Annotated in this window: 25 protein-coding genes; 18 read left to right on the top strand and 7 right to left on the bottom strand. The window is 72.2% G+C overall.

Annotated elements, in window-relative coordinates:
• Window positions 1–7: 7 nt before the first annotated feature.
• From ACZ32T_RS08135 to ACZ32T_RS08120, 4 genes are all read right to left on the bottom strand, one after another.
• The gene (locus tag ACZ32T_RS08135; protein ID WP_467266660.1) at window positions 8–976 is read right to left on the bottom strand and encodes a DUF389 domain-containing protein; all 969 of its coding nucleotides are present in this window, start codon (window positions 974–976) and stop codon (window positions 8–10) included.
• Between the two features lie 18 nt (window positions 977–994).
• Window positions 995–1,987: a type I pantothenate kinase gene (gene coaA, locus ACZ32T_RS08130; RefSeq protein ID WP_467266658.1), complete on the bottom strand. Its 993-nt coding sequence runs from the start codon at window positions 1,985–1,987 to the stop codon at window positions 995–997.
• A gap of 191 nt (window positions 1,988–2,178) precedes the next feature.
• Window positions 2,179–3,150 carry a CU044_5270 family protein gene (locus ACZ32T_RS08125; RefSeq protein WP_467365928.1) on the bottom strand — a complete coding sequence of 324 codons (972 nt, stop codon included), beginning with the start codon at window positions 3,148–3,150 and terminating at the stop codon, window positions 2,179–2,181.
• Complete coding sequence (locus ACZ32T_RS08120) at window positions 3,138–3,746, bottom strand: RNA polymerase sigma factor (protein WP_467266654.1); 609 nt, start codon at window positions 3,744–3,746, stop codon at window positions 3,138–3,140. The genes ACZ32T_RS08125 and ACZ32T_RS08120 overlap by 13 nt, the downstream gene beginning before the upstream one ends.
• 276 nt (window positions 3,747–4,022) lie before the next feature.
• On the opposite strand from ACZ32T_RS08120, the gene glmS reads away from it, so the two are divergent.
• The 8 genes from glmS to ACZ32T_RS08080 all read left to right on the top strand — a co-directional run bounded on the left by glmS (window position 4,023) and on the right by ACZ32T_RS08080 (window position 11,532).
• A complete protein-coding gene (gene glmS / locus ACZ32T_RS08115; protein WP_356714208.1) occupies window positions 4,023–5,870 on the top strand; it encodes a glutamine--fructose-6-phosphate transaminase (isomerizing) in 1,848 nt (615 codons plus the stop codon).
• Window positions 5,871–5,884: 14 nt separating this feature from the next.
• The gene (locus ACZ32T_RS08110) at window positions 5,885–6,253 is read left to right on the top strand and encodes a holo-ACP synthase (protein ID WP_467266652.1); all 369 of its coding nucleotides are present in this window, start codon (window positions 5,885–5,887) and stop codon (window positions 6,251–6,253) included.
• A 4-nt stretch (window positions 6,254–6,257) separates the two neighbouring features.
• Window positions 6,258–7,703, top strand: a complete 1,446-nt coding sequence (locus ACZ32T_RS08105; RefSeq protein WP_467266650.1) for an NAD(P)H-hydrate dehydratase — start codon at window positions 6,258–6,260, stop codon at window positions 7,701–7,703.
• A 38-nt stretch (window positions 7,704–7,741) separates the two neighbouring features.
• Window positions 7,742–8,125, top strand: coding sequence for a DUF488 domain-containing protein (locus ACZ32T_RS08100; RefSeq protein WP_467266648.1), 384 nt, complete (start codon window positions 7,742–7,744; stop codon window positions 8,123–8,125).
• A gap of 61 nt (window positions 8,126–8,186) precedes the next feature.
• Window positions 8,187–9,341 carry an alanine racemase gene (gene alr, locus ACZ32T_RS08095; RefSeq protein WP_467365926.1) on the top strand — a complete coding sequence of 385 codons (1,155 nt, stop codon included), beginning with the start codon at window positions 8,187–8,189 and terminating at the stop codon, window positions 9,339–9,341.
• A gap of 51 nt (window positions 9,342–9,392) precedes the next feature.
• A complete protein-coding gene (locus tag ACZ32T_RS08090) occupies window positions 9,393–10,619 on the top strand; it encodes an alpha/beta fold hydrolase (RefSeq protein ID WP_467266644.1) in 1,227 nt (408 codons plus the stop codon).
• A 19-nt stretch (window positions 10,620–10,638) separates the two neighbouring features.
• Complete coding sequence (tsaE, locus tag ACZ32T_RS08085) at window positions 10,639–11,181, top strand: tRNA (adenosine(37)-N6)-threonylcarbamoyltransferase complex ATPase subunit type 1 TsaE (RefSeq protein ID WP_467266642.1); 543 nt, start codon at window positions 10,639–10,641, stop codon at window positions 11,179–11,181.
• A gap of 168 nt (window positions 11,182–11,349) precedes the next feature.
• The gene (locus tag ACZ32T_RS08080) at window positions 11,350–11,532 is read left to right on the top strand and encodes a hypothetical protein (protein WP_467266640.1); all 183 of its coding nucleotides are present in this window, start codon (window positions 11,350–11,352) and stop codon (window positions 11,530–11,532) included.
• A gap of 5 nt (window positions 11,533–11,537) precedes the next feature.
• Here the strand turns inward: ACZ32T_RS08080 and ACZ32T_RS08075 are convergent, their stop codons facing one another.
• Window positions 11,538–12,095: a hypothetical protein gene (locus tag ACZ32T_RS08075; protein WP_467266637.1), complete on the bottom strand. Its 558-nt coding sequence runs from the start codon at window positions 12,093–12,095 to the stop codon at window positions 11,538–11,540.
• A 168-nt stretch (window positions 12,096–12,263) separates the two neighbouring features.
• Here ACZ32T_RS08075 and tsaB point away from each other — a divergent pair, with 168 nt between their 5' ends.
• From tsaB to ACZ32T_RS08040, 7 genes are all read left to right on the top strand, one after another.
• Window positions 12,264–12,911, top strand: a complete 648-nt coding sequence (gene tsaB, locus ACZ32T_RS08070; RefSeq protein ID WP_467266635.1) for a tRNA (adenosine(37)-N6)-threonylcarbamoyltransferase complex dimerization subunit type 1 TsaB — start codon at window positions 12,264–12,266, stop codon at window positions 12,909–12,911.
• On the top strand, window positions 12,908–13,399 hold the full coding sequence (gene rimI, locus ACZ32T_RS08065) for a ribosomal protein S18-alanine N-acetyltransferase (protein WP_099173822.1): 492 nt from the start codon (window positions 12,908–12,910) through the stop codon (window positions 13,397–13,399). The genes tsaB and rimI overlap by 4 nt, the downstream gene beginning before the upstream one ends.
• Complete coding sequence (gene tsaD, locus ACZ32T_RS08060) at window positions 13,399–14,523, top strand: tRNA (adenosine(37)-N6)-threonylcarbamoyltransferase complex transferase subunit TsaD (protein WP_467365924.1); 1,125 nt, start codon at window positions 13,399–13,401, stop codon at window positions 14,521–14,523. Before rimI ends, tsaD begins: the two co-directional genes overlap by 1 nt.
• Entirely contained in the window at window positions 14,520–14,789 is a 270-nt protein-coding gene (locus ACZ32T_RS08055) for a hypothetical protein (protein WP_467266631.1), read from the top strand. Before tsaD ends, ACZ32T_RS08055 begins: the two co-directional genes overlap by 4 nt.
• 98 nt (window positions 14,790–14,887) lie before the next feature.
• On the top strand, window positions 14,888–15,349 hold the full coding sequence (locus ACZ32T_RS08050; RefSeq protein WP_467365922.1) for a VOC family protein: 462 nt from the start codon (window positions 14,888–14,890) through the stop codon (window positions 15,347–15,349).
• Between the two features lie 78 nt (window positions 15,350–15,427).
• Entirely contained in the window at window positions 15,428–15,700 is a 273-nt protein-coding gene (locus ACZ32T_RS08045) for a DUF1876 domain-containing protein (protein ID WP_356714222.1), read from the top strand.
• 67 nt (window positions 15,701–15,767) lie between these two features.
• Window positions 15,768–16,406, top strand: coding sequence for a hypothetical protein (locus tag ACZ32T_RS08040; protein ID WP_467365920.1), 639 nt, complete (start codon window positions 15,768–15,770; stop codon window positions 16,404–16,406).
• Here the strand turns inward: ACZ32T_RS08040 and ACZ32T_RS08035 are convergent.
• A complete protein-coding gene (locus tag ACZ32T_RS08035; protein ID WP_467365918.1) occupies window positions 16,393–17,616 on the bottom strand; it encodes a THUMP-like domain-containing protein in 1,224 nt (407 codons plus the stop codon). The two genes, ACZ32T_RS08040 and ACZ32T_RS08035, sit on opposite strands and share 14 nt — an antisense overlap.
• A 90-nt stretch (window positions 17,617–17,706) precedes the next feature.
• On the opposite strand from ACZ32T_RS08035, the gene ACZ32T_RS08030 reads away from it, so the two are divergent.
• The 3 genes from ACZ32T_RS08030 to groL all read left to right on the top strand — a co-directional run bounded on the left by ACZ32T_RS08030 (window position 17,707) and on the right by groL (window position 20,966).
• Window positions 17,707–18,660, top strand: a complete 954-nt coding sequence (locus tag ACZ32T_RS08030; protein ID WP_467266622.1) for a polysaccharide deacetylase family protein — start codon at window positions 17,707–17,709, stop codon at window positions 18,658–18,660.
• Between the two features lie 273 nt (window positions 18,661–18,933).
• Complete coding sequence (groES, locus tag ACZ32T_RS08025) at window positions 18,934–19,242, top strand: co-chaperone GroES (protein ID WP_003966899.1); 309 nt, start codon at window positions 18,934–18,936, stop codon at window positions 19,240–19,242.
• Window positions 19,243–19,340: 98 nt separating this feature from the next.
• Complete coding sequence (gene groL, locus ACZ32T_RS08020) at window positions 19,341–20,966, top strand: chaperonin GroEL (RefSeq protein ID WP_356714226.1); 1,626 nt, start codon at window positions 19,341–19,343, stop codon at window positions 20,964–20,966.
• 76 nt (window positions 20,967–21,042) lie between these two features.
• Here the strand turns inward: groL and ACZ32T_RS08015 are convergent, their stop codons facing one another.
• On the bottom strand, window positions 21,043–21,816 hold the full coding sequence (locus tag ACZ32T_RS08015) for an SDR family NAD(P)-dependent oxidoreductase (protein ID WP_467266619.1): 774 nt from the start codon (window positions 21,814–21,816) through the stop codon (window positions 21,043–21,045).
• Between the last annotated feature and the right edge of the window lie 66 nt (window positions 21,817–21,882).

Here is a 21,882-nt window from a genome sequence, read left to right as displayed (position 1 = left end):
CGCGCGGTCACACCCGCCCGGAAGCGCTCGGTGTCCTGCGGTCCACCGGAGTCGGCCGGCGCTTCGTCTTCCACAGCGCCTTCTGGATCAGCAGGGTCAGGGTCCCCGCCACCAGGATGCCGCCCAGGTTGGCCAGCAGTTGCTGCGACGACCCCCAGGTCTGTGCGAAGTCCTGGTAACTGAAGGCGACGGCGGCGTTGGCGGCGGCCGGCACGGTGGTCACCGAGATCGCCACGCCGATCAGCGCCCCGGACTTCGCCGACGTCAGCGAGAGCGTCCCCGCGACGCCGGCCAGGAGCGCCACCACGAACGACATCCAGTCCGGGTGCCAGATGAAGCCCGTGTTGGGCCGGTCCGCGGTGACCATGTCGGCGTCGAACAGCCCGAACGCGTCCATCAGCCAGGCGAACCCGGCCGTCAGCACCATCGCCGCGGCGAAGCCGCCGATCAGCGCCCACAGCGAGCGCGCCACCAGCCGGGGCGCGCGCTGCACCAGAGCCGTGGAGATCCCGGCCAGCGGACCGAACTCCGGGCCCACCGCCATCGCCCCCACGATCAGGATCGCGTTGTCGAGCATCACACCGCAGGCCGCGAGCATCGTCGCGACGGCGAGGAAGGCCACATAGGTGGCGCTGAACGTCGACTCCTCGTGGGTCACCTCGCTCAGCTCTTCCCAGAGCACCGCGTCCGCGCCCTCGCCGGGCGCCGCGCGTTCGGCCTCGTCGGCGCGCCTGGAGAGGGTGAGGTCCATGTTCTCGACCGTGATGGAACCGCAGTCGTCGATGCCCATCTTCCGCAGCGCGCCGATGAGTTCGTCACCGGCCTCCCGCGCCACGTCGCACAGGACCACATCGCCCACCGGACTCCGGGCGGCGCCCGCGAGCACCGCGACATGGGCCGTGCCCACGGTCCCTTCGATCAGCCCGAGGACCTCGTCGGTGCGGTCGGCGGGCACGATGAGGCGCAGATGCAGCACGGTGCACCCTTTCCGGGATCAGAGCTTGCGCAGCGACAGACGCTGGACCTTGTGGTCTGGCCCCTTGCGCAGCACCAGAGTGGCACGGCCGCGCGTCGGCGCCACGTTCTCCAGCAGATTGGGCTTGTTGATGGTCCGCCACATCGTGCGCGCGTAGTCCAGGGCCTCCTCCTCGGAGACCTGCGTGTACTTGCGGAAGTACGAGAACGGGTTCTGGAACGCCGTCTCGCGCAGCCGGCGGAAGCGGTTGAGGTACCAGGCCTCGATGTCCTCGGCCCTCGCGTCCACGTACACGCTGAAGTCGAAGTAGTCGGCGAGCCCGACCCTGGTCCGGCCGTCCTTGCCGGGCAGCGCGGGCTGCAGCACGTTCAGCCCCTCGACGATCAGGATGTCGGGGCGGCGTACGGTCAGCCGCTCACCCGGCACGATGTCGTAGATCAGGTGCGAGTAGACGGGGGCCGTCACCTCGTCCTTGCCGGCCTTGATGTCGGCGACGAACCGGGTCAGCGCCCGCCGGTCGTACGACTCGGGGAACCCCTTGCGCGACATCAGCCCCCGTGACTCCAGCTCCTTCATCGGCAGCAGGAACCCGTCGGTCGTCACCAGCTCCACCCGGGGGTGCTCCGGCCAGCGCGCCAGCAGTGCCTGGAGGATGCGGGCGGTGGTGGACTTCCCCACGGCGACACTTCCGGCGACCCCTATGACGAACGGGGTACCGCGCTGCTCCCCGTGCCCGTTGCCGGCGTCCCCCAGGAACGTGTTCAGGGCGCCGCGCAGGCCCGAGGTGGCCTGGACGTAGAGGTTGAGCAGCCGGGAGAGCGGCAGATAGACGTCCCGGACCTCGTCGAGGTCGATGACGTCGCCGAGTCCCCTCAGCTTCTCGACCTCCTCGGCGGTCAGCGGCAGCGGAGTCCTGTCACGCAGCGCGCTCCACTCGGCCCGGGTCAGGTCGACGTAGGGCGTCGGCGCGTGCTCGGTGCGGCGGGGGCTCCGTGCGGCTGAGGTGATCACCTACTCATTGTTGCGGGAGTTCCGACGGAGTGGAGGGTGGGGTCGGTCACGTGGGTGTGGTCACGCGAGGGCGGAGCGCCCGGGACGGGGCCGGGCACACGGCCGCGCGGCGTCCCGGGCCGGGGGCCGGTGTCCGCACCCCTGTGGCGGACACCGGGCCCCCGGCCGGGAGGAACGGGGCCGTGCGCGGCTCAGGGCTTGGCGCCCTTGGAGTCGACGACGGCTGCGGCCGTGCGGGCCTCGGTGAGGGTGGCGTCGCCTGCGGTGAGTTTCGGGTCGAAACCCTTGGTGCCTTCGGGCAGCTTCATCTCGTGATCCTCCGTGACCACGAAGCGCATGCCCGTGTAGCTGTAGTCGTACGGGGACAGGAGGATCTCGCGGCGCTGGTGGGTGCCCTCCTCGTCCCGGGTGACCGCGATGGCCTCACGGCCCACCACGTCCTTGACCAGGTGGTCGGTGATCTCCACTCCGGGGACCGTGGCCATCGCCCGGTAGATGCGGGCGAGGGCGTCCGGGGCGATCGGGTAGGACCCGACGAGCACACCCAGTCCGCGGAAGGTCTGCGCCGCCTTGCTCTCGGGGGTGTCGGTTCCGGAGGGATAGCGCTCACGGACCTTGGCCAGCAGGGCGGCGGGGTCCTCGGGCAGGTCGTTGGCGAACCGGTAGATCTCACGGGCCGAGAGGTCGTCGTCCGACTGGTCCTTCTCCGCCGCGTCGTTGCCGTACGGAGTCCAGGCAGCGGGCTCGTGCTGGACCTCGACCGCGTGCTTCTCACTGGTCTTCAGGCTCATGGATCCCACAGCGCGCTCGGTGTAGATCCACTGGTCGTCGCGGGGCTCGGGGGGAGGTTTCAGACCTTCCAGATGGTCGGCCGCCCGGCCCAGGGTCTCGGCGGGACCCGACAGATCGAGACTGCCGGCCGTCGTGGCGGGGCCCGCGTCGCGGGGGTCGGAGGTGTCGAGCAGCTGGCTGCCGAGCAGGGCTGCCACGGTGACCGCCACGGCCGCGCCGGCCGAGGCGATCCGCCAGTCGGCCCGCAGCCTGCGGCCCCGCCGCTTGCCCGCGATGGTGTCGGTCAGTCGCTGCCGTCCGGGAGCGAGGGCGGCACGGCCCGGCGTCGGGGCGTCGGCGCGCAGTTCGCGCAGCTGGGTCATTTCGTCCATGAGGGATTCAGCTCCTGGTGGGCCGAAGTGAACGAGGGGTCGATGCGCAGCGCCTCGCGGACCTTGCGGCGGGCGCGGTTGAGACGGGAGCGGACGGTGCCGAGCGGTATGCCGAGCGCCTCGGACACCTCCTGGTAGCCCAGGTCGGCCCAGGCGACCAGCAGCAGCACGTGCCGGTCACCGGGGGAGAGCGCGGCGAGCGCGCCGGCCAGTGGCGCCTGGACGGCGATCCGGTCGTCCGAGCGCTCGCTCCAGGACGCGGCGACGGGGTCCTCACCCGTACGCGCCAGGGCCTTGAGGGCCCGCACCTCGCTGCGCCGGTGCTTGCCGATGAGGTTGGCGGCGATGCCGTACAGCCAGGGACGGGCGAGGCGGTGGGAGGAGTCGTAGCGGGCGCGCGTACGGAACGCGACGAGGAACACCTCGGCGGTGATGTCGTCCGCCACGCCCTCCCCGAGGCGGCGGGCGGTGTAGCGGTGGATGTCCGCCGCGTGGCGGTCGTACAGCCCGGCGAAGAGCTCCGGATCGTCGAGGGATCGGGTGATCACCTCGGCGTCGTCCGGCCCGCCCGGGGGCGGTGGTCGTCTTCCGGGCACAGCGCCTCCAGCGGTCCGGTCGGTGAGTCTGGCACCCGCTGTTACCCGCAGGGGCGGGAAAGGTTCACGGCCCGACGGAAACCAGGGTTCGTTCTCCCGGGCGCCGCAAAGCAGGAGTGGTCACCGCGTGGAGGAGAACGTGCTGCCGGCGTCCCGTCGGCGCTCTCCCGCCCGTAGTCGCCGCCCGGTGAGGCCGGCGGGCGCGCCCCCGCAGCCGGGCCGCTCGGGCATGTCGGAAGCCGGGCAGAGGGGCGGTGCGGGCCTTATGGTGCCGATATGTGCGGAATCGTGGGTTATGTCGGTGCGCAGTCGGCGCAGGATGTCGTTGTCGCGGGGCTGAAGCGGCTGGAGTACCGGGGGTACGACTCCGCCGGGGTCGCCGTCCTCGCGGACGGGGGGCTGGCCTCCGCCAAGAAGGCGGGGAAGCTCCTCAATCTGGAGAAGGAGCTCAAGGACCGGCCGCTGCCGGCCGGGAACACCGGGCTCGGGCACACCCGTTGGGCCACGCACGGCGGGCCCACCGACGCCAACGCGCACCCGCACCTCGACAACGCGGGCCGGGTCGCCGTCGTGCACAACGGGATCATCGAGAACTTCGCAGCGCTGCGGGAGGAGTTGGCCGGGCGTGGGCATGACCTGACCTCCGAGACCGACACCGAGGTGGTGGCGCATCTGCTCGCCGAGGCGTACTCGTCCGGCGGTGACCTGGCGGAGGCCATGCGGCAGGTGTGCCGGCAGCTGGAGGGCGCGTTCACGCTGGTCGCCGTGCACGCGGACGAGCCCGGCGTGGTCGTCGGGGCCCGGCGGAACTCGCCGCTGGTGGTCGGCGTGGGGGAGGGGGAGATGTTCCTCGCCTCCGACGTCGCCGCCTTCATCGCGCACACCCGGGACGCGATCGAGCTCGGCCAGGACCAGGTGGTCGAGCTGGGCCGGGACGGGGTGACGGTCACCGGTTTCGACGGGCTGCCCGCCGACGTACGCGAATACCACGTGGACTGGGACGCGTCGGCCGCCGAGAAGGGCGGCTACGCCTCCTTCATGCTCAAGGAGATCGCCGACCAGCCCAAGGCCGTCGCAGACACCCTGCTCGGCCGGATCGACGGCTCGGGCGCCCTCCACCTGGACGAGGTCCGCATTCCGCAGGGGGTGCTGCGCGAGGTCGACAAGGTCGTCGTCGTCGCCTGCGGGACCGCCTTCCACGCCGGGATGATCGCCAAGTACGCCATCGAGCACTGGACCAGGCTGCCCTGCGAGACGGAGCTCGCCAGCGAGTTCCGCTACCGCGACCCGATCCTGGACCAGCGCACCCTCGTCGTCGCCATCTCGCAGTCCGGCGAGACGATGGACACGCTGATGGCGGTCCGGCACGCCCGTGAGCAGGGAGCGAGAGTCCTCGCCATCTGCAACACCAACGGCTCGACCATCCCCAGGGAGTCGGACGCCGTCCTCTACACGCACGCCGGGCCCGAGGTCGCCGTGGCCTCCACCAAAGCGTTCCTGACCCAGCTCGTCGCCTGCTACCTCGTCGCCCTCTACCTCGGACAGGTGCGCGGCACCAAGTGGGGCGACGAGATCCGCACCGTCGTGCGCCAGCTCTCCGAGATCTCCGGCGCCGTCGAGCGCGTGCTCGGGACCATGGAGCCGGTACGCGAACTGGCCCGCTCGCTGGCCGGCCACGACACCGTGCTCTTCGTGGGCCGGCACGTGGGCTACCCGGTGGCCATGGAAGGCGCGCTGAAGCTCAAGGAGCTCGCGTACATGCATGCCGAGGGTTTCGCCGCGGGGGAGCTCAAGCACGGGCCGATCGCCCTGATCGAGGAGGGCCTGCCGGTCGTCGTCATCGTGCCGTCGCCGCGCGGCCGCTCGGTGCTGCACGACAAGATCGTGTCGAACATCCAGGAGATCAGGGCCCGCGGGGCCCGTACCGTCGTCATCGCGGAGGAGGGCGACGAGGAGGTCGTCCCGTACGCCGACCACCTCATCAGGATCCCGGCTACGCCTACGCTGCTTCAGCCGCTGGTCGCCACGGTGCCGTTGCAGGTCTTCGCCTGCGAGCTGGCGACCGCCCGGGGCAACGAGGTGGACCAGCCGCGCAATCTGGCGAAGTCCGTGACAGTCGAATGAGTGAGTGAGAGCGCGTGATCATTGGGGTCGGGATCGATGTGGCGGAGATCGAGCGCTTCGGCGCCGCCCTGCGGCGTACGCCGCAGCTGGCCGAGCGGCTCTTCCTGGAGCGGGAGCTGCTGCTGCCCGGCGGGGAGCGGCGGGGCATCGCCTCGCTGGCGGCCAGGTTCGCCGCGAAGGAGGCCCTGGCCAAGGCGCTCGGAGCACCGGGCGGGCTGCTCTGGACCGATGCCGAGGTCTGCGTCGAGGAGAGCGGACGGCCTCGGCTGGAGGTCACCGGCACCGTCGCGGCACGGGCGGCCGAGCTGGGCGTGCGCAGCTGGCACGTATCGCTGAGCCACGACGCGGGGGTGGCGTCGGCCGTGGTGATCGCGGAGGGTTGAGCACATGCGACATGCGTACAGCGTTGAGACCGTACGGGCCGCCGAGCAGGCGCTGATGACACGGCTGCCGGAAGGCGCGTTGATGCAGCGCGCCGCCGCCGGACTCGCGGTGGCCTGCGGTGACCTGCTCCGGCGCAACGGGCGGGTGTACGGCTCCCGGGTGCTGCTCCTCGTCGGCAGCGGCGACAACGGCGGCGACACGCTGTACGCGGGGGCCCGGCTGGCCCGGCGCGGAGCCGGCGTACGGGCGCTGCTGACCTCGCCCGACAAGGTCCACCGGGCCGCACTCGCCGCCCTGCTGGCCGCGGGCGGGCAGGTCCTGGACAGCCCCGAAGGGCTGAGCCCCGTCGACCTCGTCGTCGACGGGATCACCGGGATCGGCGGGCGGGGCGGTCTGCGCCCCGAGGCCGCCGAGCTGGTCCGCGCGGTCACCGGCGGCCACGCGCCCGTGCTGGCGGTGGACCTGCCGAGCGGGGTCGAGGCGGACACCGGCCAGGTGCTCGGCGCGGCCGTACGGGCGGACGCGACGGTCACCTTCGGCACGTACAAGCCGGGGCTGCTGATCGACCCGGCCGCCGAACACGCGGGCGCCCTCCGGCTGGTGGACATCGGGCTGGCGGCGGAACTGCCCGCCCGGCCCGACCTGGAGGCCCTCCAGTACGCCGATGTGGCCGCCCTGCTGCCCGTACCCGACGCCGAGAGCGACAAGTACCGGCGCGGGGTCGTCGGCGTGGCCGCCGGCTCGGAGCGGTACCCGGGCGCGGCCGTGCTCGCCGTCGCCGGGGCGCTGCGGGGCGGCGCCGGAGCCGTGCGGTACGCGGGTCCCGGGGCCGACGCGGTGATCGCCCGTTTCCCGGAGACGCTGGTGCACCCCGGGCCGCCGTCGAAGGCCGGGCGCGTCCAGGCATGGGTGGTCGGGCCCGGGCTCGGGGACGGCGCGCAGGCGGCCACCGCGGTGTCCGACGTGCTGGCCGCCGAGGTCCCCGTGCTGGTCGACGCGGACGGTTTGCGGCTGATGGACGCCGGGGCCGTGCGGGAGCGGACCGCCGCCACCGTCCTCACCCCGCACGCCGGTGAGGCCGCCGCGCTGCTCGGCGTGGAGCGCGAGGAGGTGGAGGCGGGACGGCTCGCCGCCGTACGGGAGCTGGCCTCGCGCTACCGCGCCACGGTGCTGCTGAAGGGCTCGACGACCCTCGTCGCGGAGCCCGGGGACACGCCCGTGCGGGTCAATCCGACCGGGACGTCCTGGCTGGCCACGGCCGGCAGCGGCGATGTGCTCTCCGGGCTGACCGGTTCGCTGCTGGCCGCGGGCCTCGCCCCGCGCGACGCCGCGTCGGTGGGCGCCTATCTGCACGGGCTCGCGGCCCGCCGGACCTCCGACGGGGCGCCGGTCACCGCACAGGACGTCGCGGACGCGGTACCGGCCGCGTGGCGGGACGTGCGGGCCTGATCCAGGCTTGGAAACACAGGAACGGAAGGTGACCGGTCGTGGGCAGCGGCAGCGGTATCCGCGTACGCAGGGTCTACGACCCGCCGGAGGAGGACGACGGCACCCGTGTGCTCGTCGACCGGCTCTGGCCACGGGGGATCTCCAAGGAGCACGCGGCGGTGGACCTGTGGGCCAAGGACGCGACACCTTCGAAGGAACTCCGCGGCTGGTACCACGAGGCCCCCGACGCCCGGTACGACGAGTTCGTGGACCGCTACCGCACCGAGCTCGGCGACCCCGCGCACACCGAGGCCGTCCAGCAGCTGCTCGCGCTGCTGCGCCGGGGCGGCGCCGTCACCCTCGTCACGGCGGTGAAGGACGTCCCGGCCAGCCATGTCCCGGTCCTCGTCGAGCATCTGGAGCACGCGCTGGACCACCGCTGACCGCCTCACCGGGCACAGAGGGTCGAGGGCACAGGCGTACGGCTCTGAGACACTGGGCGCGATGAACGAGACAGCGACCCTGAGAGCCCGTGCCGAGATCGACCTCGCCGCGTTGCGCGCCAATGTGCGGGAACTGCGCGCGCGGGCGTCCGGGGCGCAGCTCATGGCCGTGGTGAAGTCCGACGCGTACGGGCACGGGGCGCTGCCCTGCGCCAGGGCGGCGCTGGAGGCCGGCGCGGCGTGGCTGGGCACCGCCACCCCGCAGGAGGCGCTCGCGCTGCGCGCGGCCGGGATCGGCGGCCGGGTGATGTGCTGGCTGTGGACGCCCGGCGGCCCCTGGCGCGATGCGGTCGAGGCCGACATCGATGTCTCGGTGAGCGGGATGTGGGCACTCGACGAGGTCGTCGCCGCCGCCACGGAGGCCGGGGTTCCGGCCCGGGTCCAGCTCAAGGCCGACACGGGCCTGGGACGCAACGGCTGCCAGCCCGCCGACTGGCCGGCACTCGTCTGTGCCGCGCGTGCCGCTGAGGAAGCGGGCATCCTGCGCGTCACCGGCCTCTGGTCGCACTTCGCCTGCGCCGACGAGCCCGGCCACCCGTCGATCGCCGCCCAGCTGGACGTCTTCCGCGACATGGTGGCGTACGCCGAGAAGGAGGGCGTCCGGCCGGAGGTGCGGCACATCGCGAACTCCCCGGCGACGCTGACGGTGCCGGAGTCCCACTTCGATCTCGTGCGCACCGGTATCGCGATGTACGGCATCTCGCCCAGCCCCGAGCTGGGCACCCCGGCCGACTTCGGACTGCGGCCCGTCATGACGCTCGCCGCCTCCGTCGCGCTGGTCAAGCAGGTGCCTCCGGGCCACGGCATCAGCTACGGGCACCACTACACGACCTCCGCCGAGACGACGCTCGCCCTGGTGCCGGTCGGCTACGCGGACGGCATCCCGCGCCACGCCTCCGGCCGGGGCCCCGTCCTCGTCGGAGGCGCCGTACGCAGGATCGCGGGCCGGGTGGCGATGGACCAGTTCGTGGTCGACCTCGGGGGCGACGTCCTCGACGCGGGCGCGGAAGCGGTGCTGTTCGGCCCGGGCGACCGGGGCGAGCCGAGCGCCGAGGACTGGGCGCGGGCGGCGGACACGATCGCGTACGAGATCGTCACACGCATCGGCTCACGCGTCCCCCGCGTCCATCTCCACGAGGACGCGGGCCGGGACTGACACCCCGGCCCGGCGGACCCGACCACATCGACGACGAAGGAGCACGGCACGGTGAGCGAGACCAGCGCCGAGGACGTGGTGGCGACGGCGGCCGTCGCAGCGGCCGGCTGGCGCCGGGCGGGCGTCGCCGGGGCGGCGATAGGCGTCATCGCCGCGGGAGCGGCCGCGGGTGTCGCCGTCGAGCGGCTCACCGTGGGCCGGGGCATGCGCAAGAAGGCCCGCCTCGCACTGGACGCCTCCGGTCCGTACGGCTCGCTGCGCGGGCAGCCCGGCCGGGCGGTCGCGGACGACGGCACCGAGCTGTACTACGAGGTGGACGAGACCGAGCCGGACGGGGTGACGGGCCGCGCGGGCGCGGGCGCCGGGCCGGGCGCCCCCGCGGGCTCCGGTCCGCGCCGGCGCAGGCTCTTCGGCAGCAAGGACCCCGCGCCCCTGACCGTCGTCTTCAGCCACGGCTACTGCCTCGGCCAGGACTCCTGGCACTTCCAGCGGGCGGCGCTGCGCGGCCTGGTCCGCGCGGTCTACTGGGACCAGCGCAGCCACGGCCGGTCCGAGCGGGGCAGGGCGCAGGGCGAGGGCGTGGCGGTCGGCATCGACCAGCTCGGCCGCGATCTCAGGGCGGTCATCGACGCGGCGGCTCCGGAGGGCCCGCTGGTGCTGGTGGGGCACTCCATGGGCGGCATGACGATGATGGCGCTGGCCGACCGCTGTCCGGAGCTGATCCGCGACCGGGTGGCCGCGGTCGCCTTCGTGGGGACGTCGAGCGGCAAGCTCGGCGAGGTGAACTTCGGGCTGCCGGTGGCGGGCGTGAACGCGGTGCGCCGGGTGCTGCCCGGGGTCCTGAAGGCGCTCGGCTCGCAGGCGGAGCTGGTGGAGCGCGGACGGCGGGCGACCGCCGACCTGTTCGCGGGGCTGATCAAGCGGTATTCGTTCGGGTCGCGGGACGTGGACCCGGCGGTCGCGCGGTTCGCGGAGCGGCTCATCGAGTCCACCCCGATCGACGTGGTCGCCGAGTTCTACCCGGCCTTCACGGAGCACGACAAGAGCGAGGCCCTGCCCGCCTTCCGGGGGCTTCCCGTGCTGATCCTGGCCGGTGACAAGGACCTCGTGACGCCGAGCTCGCACAGCGAGGCCATCGCGGACGAGCTTCCGGACGCGGAGCTGGTCATCGTGCCGGACGCCGGTCACCTGGTGATGCTGGAGCACCCCGAGACGGTGACCGACCGGCTCGCGGACCTGCTGGTGCGGATCGGAGCCGTTCCGGCGGAGGAGGTCTGATCCTCTACCGTTGGTCTCCATGGAAGCAGCGCACAACGGCCCCCTGGCCGGCACCGCCGAACCGGGCACCGTCACCCTGGACGTCGCCGTCGAGTCCCCCGAAGAGATGAAGGAGCTGGGCCGCCGGATCGCCGGTGTGCTGGCCCCCGGCGACCTGGTGATGCTCAGCGGCGAGCTCGGCGCGGGCAAGACCACCCTGACCCGCGGCCTCGGCGAGGGCCTCGGGGTACGCGGCGCCGTCACCTCGCCGACCTTCGTGATCGCCCGGGTCCATCCGCCGCTGGGCGAGGGCCCCGCCCTCGTCCATGTCGACGCGTACCGCCTGGGCGGCGGTCTCGACGAGATGGAGGACCTGGACCTGGACGTGTCGCTGCCGGAGTCGGTGATCGTCGTGGAGTGGGGCGACGGCAAGGTCGAGGAACTGTCCGAGGACCGGCTGCGGGTGGTGATCGACCGCGCGGTCGGTGACACGGACGACGAGCGGCGCGCGGTGACCCTGACGGGCATCGGCGCGCGCTGGGCGGGGCTGGACGCGGAGCTGGCGGCGCTGCGGAATCGCTGAGGCGGCGAGGCCGGCCGGGTCCCTGCCTCACGGTGCTTGTTTTCCGACGCTTTCCGACAGGGCGTCGGTAAAATGTTGCGCCGAGGACGCCCGTCGTGGTCACATGGGATACAGGGACTGGTTAGGTCTACCTAACCACGCCTCTCACCGAAGCCCGAGGAGGCATCCATGCCGGGACCCGAGCGTGAAGTGCAGCCACAGCCGCCGCAGGATGAGTCACCTGCGGTGTCCGCCGTGTCGATGAAGGACCTGCTGGCCTCCTGCGCCGCCGCGACGGCGGTGTCGACGCCGCCCCGCGAGGAGCACGCCGACGAGGACGAAGCCGAGGACCTGGGGCGCGACGCCGCCTGAGGCCCTCAGGGGACGACGACGACCTTCACACCGACCGTGGCGAAGGTCCACAGCGCGTTGCCGTCGGCCCGCTTCATCCGCACACCGCCGGTCTTCATCGTGGGGTCGGGGCTCTCCATCGAGTTGTCCTGCGCGGCGCTGAAGCCCACGGAGACGTCGTCGACGTTCGCGAAACGCACCACGTGCTCGATCGGCACGCCGTCCGAGCCCTTGATGCTGCCGGAGCGCGAGGTCACCGCGTAGACGCCGGGGAGCGGGCTCACGGAGCTCGGCATGACGGTGAACGTCCGGAGGGCCTTCTCCTTGTCGTCCACGATCCACACCCTGCGGTCCTTCAGCGCGTACACGACGCGGGTCCCCGTGTCGGAGTCCGCGGGGACCGTGAGCGGGTCCTTCGTCGGCTTGGGCTTCGCCGAGGGGGCGGCCGTCGTCGCGGACGGCTTGTCCGAGGGCGCGGCGACCGAGTCGGGTGCGTTGGCCGACGCCTGGTAGGCGAGGAAACAGACCGCGGCCAACGCCGCGGCGGTGAGCCCGGCCACGATTCCCGAGCTGCCCCTTGCCACCGTGAGGTCCCCTTTCACATGCCGTCCGTCGCATGTCGTACAAGCATTTACGTCGTACACGCGTATACCCGGCGACGGTACCAGCAGCGGCAGGGCGGACCGGGACGTCGTACGGCTGCCGTGACCGGGTCGGCGGAGCCGTAGGCTGTTTGTGTGCTGCTGCTCGCCATGGATACCGCAACCCCCGCCGTCACCGTCGCCCTCCACGACGGGGCCTCCGTCGTGGCCGCGACAGGTCAGGTCGATGCCCGGAGGCACGGGGAGCTGCTGCTGCCCGCCGTCGACCGGGTCCTCGCCGAGGCCGGGGTGAAGCTCGACGCCGTGACCGACGTGGCGGTCGGCGTCGGACCCGGCCCCTACACGGGGCTGCGCGTCGGCCTCGTCACCGCCGCCACCTTCGGCTCCGCCCTCTCCGTGCCGGTGCACGGACTCTGCACGCTGGACGCGCTCGCGTACGCCGCCGGCCTGGACGGCCTCGAAGGCCCGTTCGCCGTGGCGACCGACGCGCGCCGCAAGGAGGTCTACTGGGCGCGGTACGAGGACTCCCTCACCCGGGAGGGCGAGCCCGCCGTCGACCGGCCCGCCGAGATCGCGGACCGGCTCGCCGGACTGCCCGTCGTCGGCGCGGGCGCGCTGCTCTACCCCGACGCGTTCCCCGACGCCCGCGGCCCGGAACACGTCTCCGCCGCCGCGCTCGCCGCCCTGGCCGCCGAGCGGCTGGCCTCCGGCGCCGCGCTGCTGCCGCCGCAGCCGCTCTATCTGCGCAGGCCCGACGCCCAGGTGCCGAAGAACTACAAGGTGGTCACCCCCAAGTGACCACCGCGACCGCTGTGCTGCGCGAGATGCGCTGGTGGGACATCGAGCCGGTGCTTGAGCTGGAACACGAGCTGTTCCCCGACGACGCCTGGTCCGCCGGGATGTTCTGGTCCGAGCTGGCCCGCGCGCGCGGCCCCCGGGCCACCCACCGCTACGTCGTCGCCGAGGACCCCGTCGACGGCCGGATCGTCGGCTACGCGGGCCTCGCCTCGGCCGGCGACCTCGCCGACGTCCAGACGATCGCGGTCAGCCGCGGCCAGTGGGGCGGCGGCCTCGGCTCGGAACTCCTCACCGACCTGCTCCGGCACGCCACGGCCTTCGAGTGCACCGCCGTGCTCCTGGAGGTCCGTGTCGACAACACCCGCGCGCAGAAACTCTACGAACGCTTCGGCTTCGAACCCATCGGCTTCCGCCGTGGCTACTACCAGCCGGGGAACATCGACGCACTCGTCATGCGCCTGACCGTACAAGGAACAGAGACAGACTGATGGCTGACGAACCGCTCGTACTCGGTATCGAGACCTCCTGCGACGAGACCGGCGTCGGCATCGTGCGCGGCACGACGCTCCTCGCCGACGCCGTCGCCTCCAGCGTCGACACGCACGCCCGCTTCGGCGGTGTCGTCCCGGAGATCGCCTCCCGCGCCCACCTGGAATCGATGGTCCCCACCATCGAACGCGCCCTGAAGGACGCCGGGATCAGCGCCCGTGACCTCGACGGCATCGCCGTCACGGCAGGCCCCGGGCTCGCCGGGGCGCTACTCGTCGGCGTGTCGGCCGCCAAGGCGTACGCGTACGCGCTGAACAAGCCGCTCTACGGGGTGAACCACCTGGCCTCCCACATCTGCGTCGACCAGCTGGAACACGGCCCGCTGCCCGAGCCGACGATGGCGCTGCTGGTGAGCGGCGGGCACTCCTCGCTGCTGCTGGCCCCGGACATCACGAGCGACGTACGGCCGCTGGGCGCGACCATCGACGACGCGGCGGGCGAGGCGTTCGACAAGATCGCCCGGGTGCTCGACCTCGGCTTCCCCGGCGGCCCGGTCATCGACCGGCTGGCCAGGGAGGGCGACCCGAAGGCGATCGCGTTCCCCCGCGGACTGACCGGCTCGCGCGATCCCGCGTACGACTTCTCCTTCTCCGGGCTCAAGACGTCCGTGGCGCGCTGGATCGAGGCGAAGCGCGCGGCCGGCGAGGACGTGCCCGTACGGGATGTCGCGGCGTCCTTCCAGGAGGCCGTCGTGGACGTCCTCACCCGCAAGGCCGTCCGGGCGTGCAAGGACGAGGGCGTCGACCACCTGATGATCGGCGGCGGTGTGGCGGCCAACTCGCGGCTTCGGGCACTCGCCGAGGAGCGGTGCGAGAAGGCGGGCATCCGTCTGCGGGTCCCCAGGCCGGGGCTCTGCACGGACAACGGCGCCATGGTCGCCGCGCTGGGCGCGGAGATGGTCGCGCGCAACCGCCCGGTGTCGGACCTGGACCTCTCGGCGGACTCCTCGCTGCCGGTCACGGAGACCCATGTACCGGGTGTCCACGGACACGGACACGGACACAGCCACAGCCACAGCCACGACCATGTGCACGAGGTCAGCAAGGACAACCTCTACTCATGACCGTCGCCTTGATGTGGGAGGCCCGCGCCGCCGAGGGCCGCGGCGCGGAGCTGCTGGAGTGGGCCCGGACCCGGGCGGCCGGGCTGGCCCGGCCGCCGCTGCGCAGCGAGCTCCTGCGGGCCCCGCAGGACCGGGTCCTGGTGCTGACGTGGTGGGACGCGGGATACGGCGACGAACTGCCCGAACTGCCCGAGCCGGAGGCCGGGCTGATCAGCCGCCCGGTGCACCGGTGGCGGTTCGAATCCCTGGGTCCGGCGGCCGGCTGACGGCCGCCCGCACGGCGCGTGTTCCGATGAGTTCCCGGCGCGGAGCCGGTCTACCTTGCACAGCGAACGACGACGTTCCTCGTGCGAGGAGAGAGACCATGCAGAAGATCAGGCCCTGTCTGTGGTTCGACAACCAGGCCCAGGAAGCGGCGGAGTTCTACGTCTCGGTGTTCGGCGGGGACTCCCGCATCGAGGACGTCACCTACTGGAACGAGGGTTCCCCGCAGGCGGGCTCGGTGCTGACCGTCGGCTTCGTGCTCGCCGGCCAGGAGTACCTCGGCCTCAACGGCGGCCCCGAGTTCACCTTCAGCGAGGCCGTCTCGCTCAGCGTGGACTGTGCCGACCAGGACGAGGTCGACACCCTGTGGACGAAGCTCACCGAGGGCGGTGAGGAGAGCATGTGCGGGTGGCTGAAGGACAGGTACGGCCTGTCCTGGCAGATCGTCCCGCGCGCGCTGCCCGAGCTGCTCGCCGATCCCGACCGGGCCAAGGCGGACCGCGTGATGAAGGCGATGACGGGCATGCGGAAGCTGGACGTCCAGGCCCTGCGGGACGCCTGAGGAGCGCGGCGCCGCACGCCGTGCGCGGGCGGGGGATCGGGCGCACCCTGGAAGCAGGATCCCCGGGAGGTGACCGACATGATGGAGACCACGGTCGGCTGGCACATCGAGCTGGAATTCGAGGAGGACACCCACCGGACCCGTGCGGCCGCGATGGTGCGGCTGGGCGACGGGACCGAGGTGCGGGCCCACGGGTACGCCAGCCGCCACCCCTCCGACGCGGAGCAGCCGAGGGTCGGCGAGGAGATCGCCGGCGCCCGTGCCCTCAACGAACTGGCGATGAAGCTGCTCACCAAGGCGCACGACGAGATCGACGAGGCGTCCGGCCGCACGTCGTACCCGCTGACCTGACCCGGACCGGACCCAGTGCCTGTCCCGCCCTCCTCGGCCGGGGTGCGCGCTCGGTAACCTCTGGGCCATGCCCAGTCGTTCACCGCTTCCGCCGCCTCCTCCGCCCGTGGAGATACGTACGTGGCCCGACCGCGACGCCCTGCTGAGAGACCGGGCGGTCGTCCTCGGCGAACTGGTGACGATGTTCATCGGACCGGGGCGGCTCGGAATCCTGTGGATGTGGGCGGGGATCGCCGCGCTCGGCTGGTCCCTGGCGGGTGCGGCGTTCCTCATGTTCGAGGACGCCTACGACACCCTCGGCGTGATTCCGGGGGTCATCTGCCTCGCCGTCGGCGCCGCCGTGCTGGTCCCGGCCGTCGTCCTCATGGCCGTGAACGTGACCAGGGACCTGCGGGTCCACCGCCTGCTCACACAGTGGGGCGCGCTGGACCGCGACCCGGAGGGGGACAGGCTCCTGCGCCGGCCCCGGGCGAGCCTCGCCTGGCTGCTGATGTCGTTCACGCTCTGCGCGGCGGGGCTGTTCGGCTGTGTGGCCGTCCCGGCGACCGCCAGGGCCGGCGAGGAGACGTACGGCCTGGTGGCCTGGCTGATGGGGCTCGGGTTCCTCGCCTGGGTGACGGGACTGGCCGGCCTCGTGAAGGCGTTCGCCCACCGTCGCTGGGTGCTGCGGATGCCGGCTGAACCGCCGCTGGTCAGGGCCGGCTGACCGGCTGCCCGACCAGCATCGTCGGCGCCCCGGCCACCCGCGTCAGGAAGACGGTGGCCGCGTGCGGCCCGTGGAGCTTCATCTTCCGGCGCAGCTCCTCCGGTTCGACGGCCGAGCCGCGCTTCTTCACGGTCAGCACGCCCACCTGGCGCTCCCTGAGCAGGGCTTTCAGCTTCTTCATGTTGAAGGGCAGCTGATCGGTGATCTCGTACGCGGCCGTGGCGTCGGACTCGTACGGCAGGTCGCTCGTGACGTACGCGATCGTCTCGTCGATCAGCCTGCCCTCGCACCGTTCCACGATGTCGGCCACCAGATGGGCGCGGATGACGGCCCCGTCCGGCTCGTACAGATAGCGGCCGACGGGACCGACCGGCGGGGCGGGGAGCGGGCCGTGGGAGGCGAGGGTCGTGCGGGACGGGAGCAGCGTGGCCCGGAAGGTGCCGGGTGCGAAGCCCTCGCCGAACCAGAGCACGGCCTCCTTCACATCGCCGCCGTCCGAGATCCACTCGGCCTCGGCGGCCGGTTCGATCGCCTCGTGAGGGACGCCGGGGGCGATCTTCAGCGCGGCGCGGGGGGCCTTCAGCGCGGCCCCGGTCGCCCAGGAGAGCGGCGGTGAATAGGCCTCCGGGTCGAAGATCCTGCCGCGCCCGCCGCGCCTGGCGGGGTCGACGAAGACCGCGTCGTAGGGGGAGGTGTCGACGTCCGTGACATCGGCGCACCGCACCTCGACGAGGTCCTGGAGGCCGAGCGCCTCGGCGTTGGCACGGGCGACCTCGGCGGTGAGCGGGTCCCGGTCCACCGCCAGGACCGGGATGCCCGCCCTGGCCAGGGCGATCGCGTCCCCGCCGATGCCGCAGCAGAGGTCGGCCACGCTCCGTACGCCGAGCTCCGCGAACCGCCCGGCCCGGTAGCCGGCTACCGAGGTGCGGGTCGCCTGCTCCACGCCGTCGGGGGTGAAGAACATGCGGTACGCGTCGGCCGGCCCGAACTTCGCCACCGCGCGCTGACGCAGCCGCGCCTGCCCGAGCGCCGCCGACACGAGGGCGGCGGGGTGTGTGCGGCGCAGCCGTGTCGCCGTCGCCAGCTCCCGGGCGGGGTCGTGGTCGCGCAGCTCGTCCAGGAGGGCCGTGCCCTCGGGGGTGCGGAGGGCGGCGAAGGCGGCGAGCGGGCCGGCGGGGTCGGCCTGACCGGCGGGGGGAAGGGCGTTCACCCGTCCATTGTGAGCCAGCCGGGGGACCCGGCGGGTCCCCCGGAGGTGTCGGCGGAGGCGGCCGGTGGCCCGGTGGCAGGATGCGGCGCCATGCAGCTAGTACGACAAAACGACAAGAAGGTCCCCAAGCGGCACAGACCGGTCTGCGCGGTCCTGGTCGCCCTGCTGGTCGGTGCCGCCGCCTCCGGGTGCGGCGACGGGGCGGACGAAGGTGCGGCCGGGCGGCAGGAGCCGGTGGCCGGGCAGCCGGGAGCCGCCGCCGCGCAGGCGGGCCCCGCCGCGGCCGAGGCGAAGGCGAAGGCCGAGGCCGAGCGGCTGAAGCGGTCGGTCGCCGCCCGTACCGCCGTCGCGAGGAAGTGGGGCCTGGCCAAGGTCCCGCTCGTCGCGCCGGCGCCGCCGGCCGAGAAGCCGCGCATCACCACCCGTAAGGGCTTCGAGGTCGAGGGCGGGGAGGATCTGCCGCCGGTCTTCACCACCGTGCCGACCGAGGAGCGGGTCGTCTTCCTGACGATGGACGACGGCGCGGAGAAGGACCCCGAACTGCTGCGGATGATGTCGGAGCTGGACATCCCGTACAGCGCCTTCCTCAGCGACTACGAAGTCAGCGACGACTACGGCTACTTCAAGGACATGCAGGCCCGGGGTGTCACCCTCAGCAACCACACGCTCAACCACCGCTATCTCCCGGGGCTCTCCCGGGAGGAGCAGCACCGGGAGATCTGCGGCTCGCAGGACAAGATCGAGAAGCACCTGGGGAAGCGGCCCACCCTCTTCCGCCCGCCGTACGGCAACTACAACGGCGACACCCTGCGCGTCGCCAGGTCCTGCGGCATCAAGGCCGTGCCCCTGTGGGCCGCCGAGGCGTTCCCCGACCACATGGAGTGGCGCGAGTGGGACCAGGACCTGCACCCCGGCGACATCATCCTCACCCACTTCCGGGGCCGTGAGGACTGGAACGGCTCCATGGCCGACATGATCCGCAACGTCATGAAGACGGTCACCGACAAGGGATACGCCGTGGCCAAGCTGGAGGACTACGTCTGACGGGCGGTCGTCCGCCGTACGGAACCCTGTGAAGATCTCCCGCGTTGTCCGGGCGTACGCCGGTCCGACGGCGCCACGCGAGGGTGGTGAATTGGCACTCCGCTTGACCGAGTGCTAATCGCGGCCATAGTGTCAGTGCTGGCACTCCCCGATGGAGAGTGCCAGCACAACCGCGCGACAGGGCAGGTCCGGCACCCGCGACGACGGATCGGTCTGGTCGCCACCCCACAGACTGTTAAACCCCGTGAGATCTCCGAAGGGGGAGACCGGATCGTGTCGACCACCAGCTCCAAGGTTGCGATCAAGCCGCTCGAGGACCGCATTGTGGTCCAGCCGCTCGACGCCGAGCAGACCACGGCTTCCGGCCTGGTTATTCCCGACACCGCCAAGGAGAAGCCCCAGGAGGGCGTCGTCCTGGCCGTGGGCCCGGGCCGCTTCGAGAACGGCGAGCGCCTTCCGCTCGACGTCAAGACCGGCGATGTCGTTCTGTACAGCAAGTACGGCGGCACCGAGGTGAAGTACAACGGCGAGGAGTACCTCGTCCTCTCGGCGCGCGACGTTCTCGCGATCGTCGAGAAGTAATTCACCTAACGTTTGCTTCTGTTCTGCGCCCCTGGCCCCCTGCGAGAAACTAGCCGGGCGGCGAGGGGCGCAGTTCGTTTGAGAGGACAGCTCAGCCCATGGCGAAGATTCTGAAGTTCGACGAGGACGCCCGTCGCGCCCTTGAGCGCGGCGTCAACAAGCTTGCCGACACGGTGAAGGTGACGATCGGTCCGAAGGGCCGCAACGTCGTCATCGACAAGAAGTTCGGCGCCCCCACCATCACCAACGACGGTGTCACCATCGCGCGCGAGGTCGAGCTCGACGACCCGTACGAGAACCTCGGTGCCCAGCTGGTGAAGGAGGTGGCGACCAAGACCAACGACGTAGCGGGTGACGGCACCACCACCGCCACCGTGCTCGCCCAGGCCCTCGTCCGCGAAGGCCTCCGCAACGTCGCCGCGGGCGCGTCCCCGGCCGCCCTGAAGAAGGGCATCGACGCCGCCGTGAAGGCCGTGTCCGAGGACCTCCTCGCGACCGCCCGCCCGATCGACGACAAGGCCGACATCGCCGCCGTGGCCGCGCTCTCCGCGCAGGACCCGCAGGTCGGCGAGCTCATCGCGGACGCGATGGACAAGGTCGGCAAGGACGGTGTCATCACCGTCGAGGAGTCCAACACCTTCGGTCTGGACCTCGAGTTCACCGAGGGCATGGCCTTCGACAAGGGCTACCTGTCCCCGTACATGGTGACCGACCAGGAGCGTATGGAGGCCGTCCTCGACGACCCGTACATCCTGATCCACCAGGGCAAGATCGGCTCCATCCAGGAGCTGCTCCCGCTGCTGGAGAAGGTCATCCAGGCCGGCGCCTCCAAGCCGCTCCTGATCATCGCCGAGGACGTCGAGGGCGAGGCGCTCTCCACCCTCGTCGTCAACAAGATCCGTGGCACCTTCAACGCCGTCGCGGTGAAGGCCCCGGGCTTCGGTGACCGCCGCAAGGCCATGCTCGGCGACATCGCCACCCTCACCGGTGCGACCGTCATCGCCGAGGAGGTCGGCCTCAAGCTCGACCAGGCCGGTCTGGACGTGCTGGGCACCGCCCGCCGCGTCACCGTCTCCAAGGACGACACGACCATCGTCGACGGCGGGGGCAACTCCGACGACGTCAAGGGCCGCGTCAACCAGATCAAGGCCGAGATCGAGTCCACGGACTCCGACTGGGACCGCGAGAAGCTCCAGGAGCGCCTCGCGAAGCTGGCCGGCGGCGTGTGCGTGATCCGCGTCGGTGCGGCCACCGAGGTGGAGCTCAAGGAGAAGAAGCACCGCCTGGAGGACGCCATCTCCGCGACCCGCGCCGCGGTCGAGGAGGGCATCGTCTCCGGTGGTGGCTCCGCTCTGGTCCACGCCGTCAAGGTCCTCGAGGGCAACCTCGGCAAGACCGGCGACGAGGCCACGGGTGTCGCGGTCGTGCGCCGCGCCGCCGTCGAGCCGCTCCGCTGGATCGCGGAGAACGCGGGCCTCGAGGGCTACGTCATCACCTCGAAGGTCTCCGAGCTCGACAAGGGTCAGGGCTTCAACGCCGCGACCGGCGAGTACGGCGACCTGGTGAAGGCCGGCGTCATCGACCCGGTCAAGGTCACCCGCTCCGCCCTGGAGAACGCCGCGTCCATCGCGTCGCTGCTGCTCACGACCGAGACCCTGGTCGTCGAGAAGCCGGCCGAGGAAGAGGCCGACGCCGGTCACGGCGGCCACGGCCACAGCCACTAGTACGGCTCCGCGGGACAGCGAGGCCCGGTACCCCCGTCGCGGGGGCACCGGGCCTCGGTGCGTTCTCCGTGCTCGCCTACTGAGGTCCGTAACTCCGGCCCGCGCGGGAGGTGACCCCGCCGAGGAGACTGCGGGGCGTCAGCTTCACCAGACCCATCAGCGCCTTGTAGCGCGGGTCCGGGACCGACACCGACCTGCCCCGGGCCAGGTCCTCCAGGGCCGCGGCCACCAGCTTGTCCGCGTCGAGCCACATCCAGTCCGGGATGTTGCCCGTCCCCATCCCGGCACGCTCGTGGAACTCGGTCCGTACGAAGCCCGGGCACAGCGCCATCAGCCGCACCCCCGAACCCGCGAGGTCCTTCGCCGCGCCCTGGGTGAACTGGACGACCCAGGCTTTCGACGCCCCGTACGTCCCGCGCGGCAGGAACGCCGCGACGGAGGCCACGTTGACCACCCCGCCGCGACCGCGCTCCCGCATCGAGCCGGCGGCGGCCGAGGTCAGCCGCAGCACCGCCTCGCAGTGGACCTTCAGCATCGTCAGCTCGTCGGCCACCGGGACATCCAGATAGCGGCCCTTGTTGCCGAAGCCCGCGTTGTTGACCAGCAGGTCGACAGGGCTCACACGGTCCGTCAGCCGTGCCGCGACCGCCTCGATCCCGCTGTCCGTGGACAGATCGGCGGTCAGCACCTCGGCCTCGATGCCGTGCCTGTCATGGAGCTCCGTGGCCTGGGCCCGCAGCCGTTCCGTGTCGCGGGCCACCAGCACCAGATTGTGCCCGTCACCCGCGAGCCGCCGCGCGAAGGCGGCCCCGATCCCCGCCGTCGCGCCCGTAATCAGTGCAGTCGTCATAGGCGGCACGTTAGCCGCCCCCCGCCCGGGCGGTGGACCCGGCTTCTTCCAGGTGAAGCCACCCCC

The organism is Streptomyces sp. NPDC023573, assembly GCF_055559735.1.
Note: the sequence above shows the minus strand (reverse complement) of the source record. Positions and strands in the feature narration are given on the sequence as shown.

What these genes read in the sequence shown, in the direction of transcription:
- ACZ32T_RS08125 (WP_467365928.1), bottom strand. Translation starts at nt 3,150, where the DNA reads ATGGACGAAATGACCCAGCTGCGCGAACTGCGCGCCGACGCCCCGACG.
- ACZ32T_RS08055 (WP_467266631.1), top strand. Translation starts at nt 14,520, where the DNA reads ATGACCGTCGCCTTGATGTGGGAGGCCCGCGCCGCCGAGGGCCGCGGC.
- ACZ32T_RS08105 (WP_467266650.1), top strand. Translation starts at nt 6,258, where the DNA reads ATGCGACATGCGTACAGCGTTGAGACCGTACGGGCCGCCGAGCAGGCG.
- ACZ32T_RS08030 (WP_467266622.1), top strand. Translation starts at nt 17,707, where the DNA reads ATGCAGCTAGTACGACAAAACGACAAGAAGGTCCCCAAGCGGCACAGA.
- ACZ32T_RS08080 (WP_467266640.1), top strand. Translation starts at nt 11,350, where the DNA reads ATGCCGGGACCCGAGCGTGAAGTGCAGCCACAGCCGCCGCAGGATGAG.
- tsaB (WP_467266635.1), top strand. Translation starts at nt 12,264, where the DNA reads ATGGATACCGCAACCCCCGCCGTCACCGTCGCCCTCCACGACGGGGCC.
- alr (WP_467365926.1), top strand. Translation starts at nt 8,187, where the DNA reads ATGAACGAGACAGCGACCCTGAGAGCCCGTGCCGAGATCGACCTCGCC.
- ACZ32T_RS08015 (WP_467266619.1), bottom strand. Translation starts at nt 21,816, where the DNA reads ATGACGACTGCACTGATTACGGGCGCGACGGCGGGGATCGGGGCCGCC.
- glmS (WP_356714208.1), top strand. Translation starts at nt 4,023, where the DNA reads ATGTGCGGAATCGTGGGTTATGTCGGTGCGCAGTCGGCGCAGGATGTC.
- tsaD (WP_467365924.1), top strand. Translation starts at nt 13,399, where the DNA reads ATGGCTGACGAACCGCTCGTACTCGGTATCGAGACCTCCTGCGACGAG.
- ACZ32T_RS08040 (WP_467365920.1), top strand. Translation starts at nt 15,768, where the DNA reads ATGCCCAGTCGTTCACCGCTTCCGCCGCCTCCTCCGCCCGTGGAGATA.
- ACZ32T_RS08045 (WP_356714222.1), top strand. Translation starts at nt 15,428, where the DNA reads ATGATGGAGACCACGGTCGGCTGGCACATCGAGCTGGAATTCGAGGAG.
- ACZ32T_RS08050 (WP_467365922.1), top strand. Translation starts at nt 14,888, where the DNA reads ATGCAGAAGATCAGGCCCTGTCTGTGGTTCGACAACCAGGCCCAGGAA.
- tsaE (WP_467266642.1), top strand. Translation starts at nt 10,639, where the DNA reads ATGGAAGCAGCGCACAACGGCCCCCTGGCCGGCACCGCCGAACCGGGC.
- groL (WP_356714226.1), top strand. Translation starts at nt 19,341, where the DNA reads ATGGCGAAGATTCTGAAGTTCGACGAGGACGCCCGTCGCGCCCTTGAG.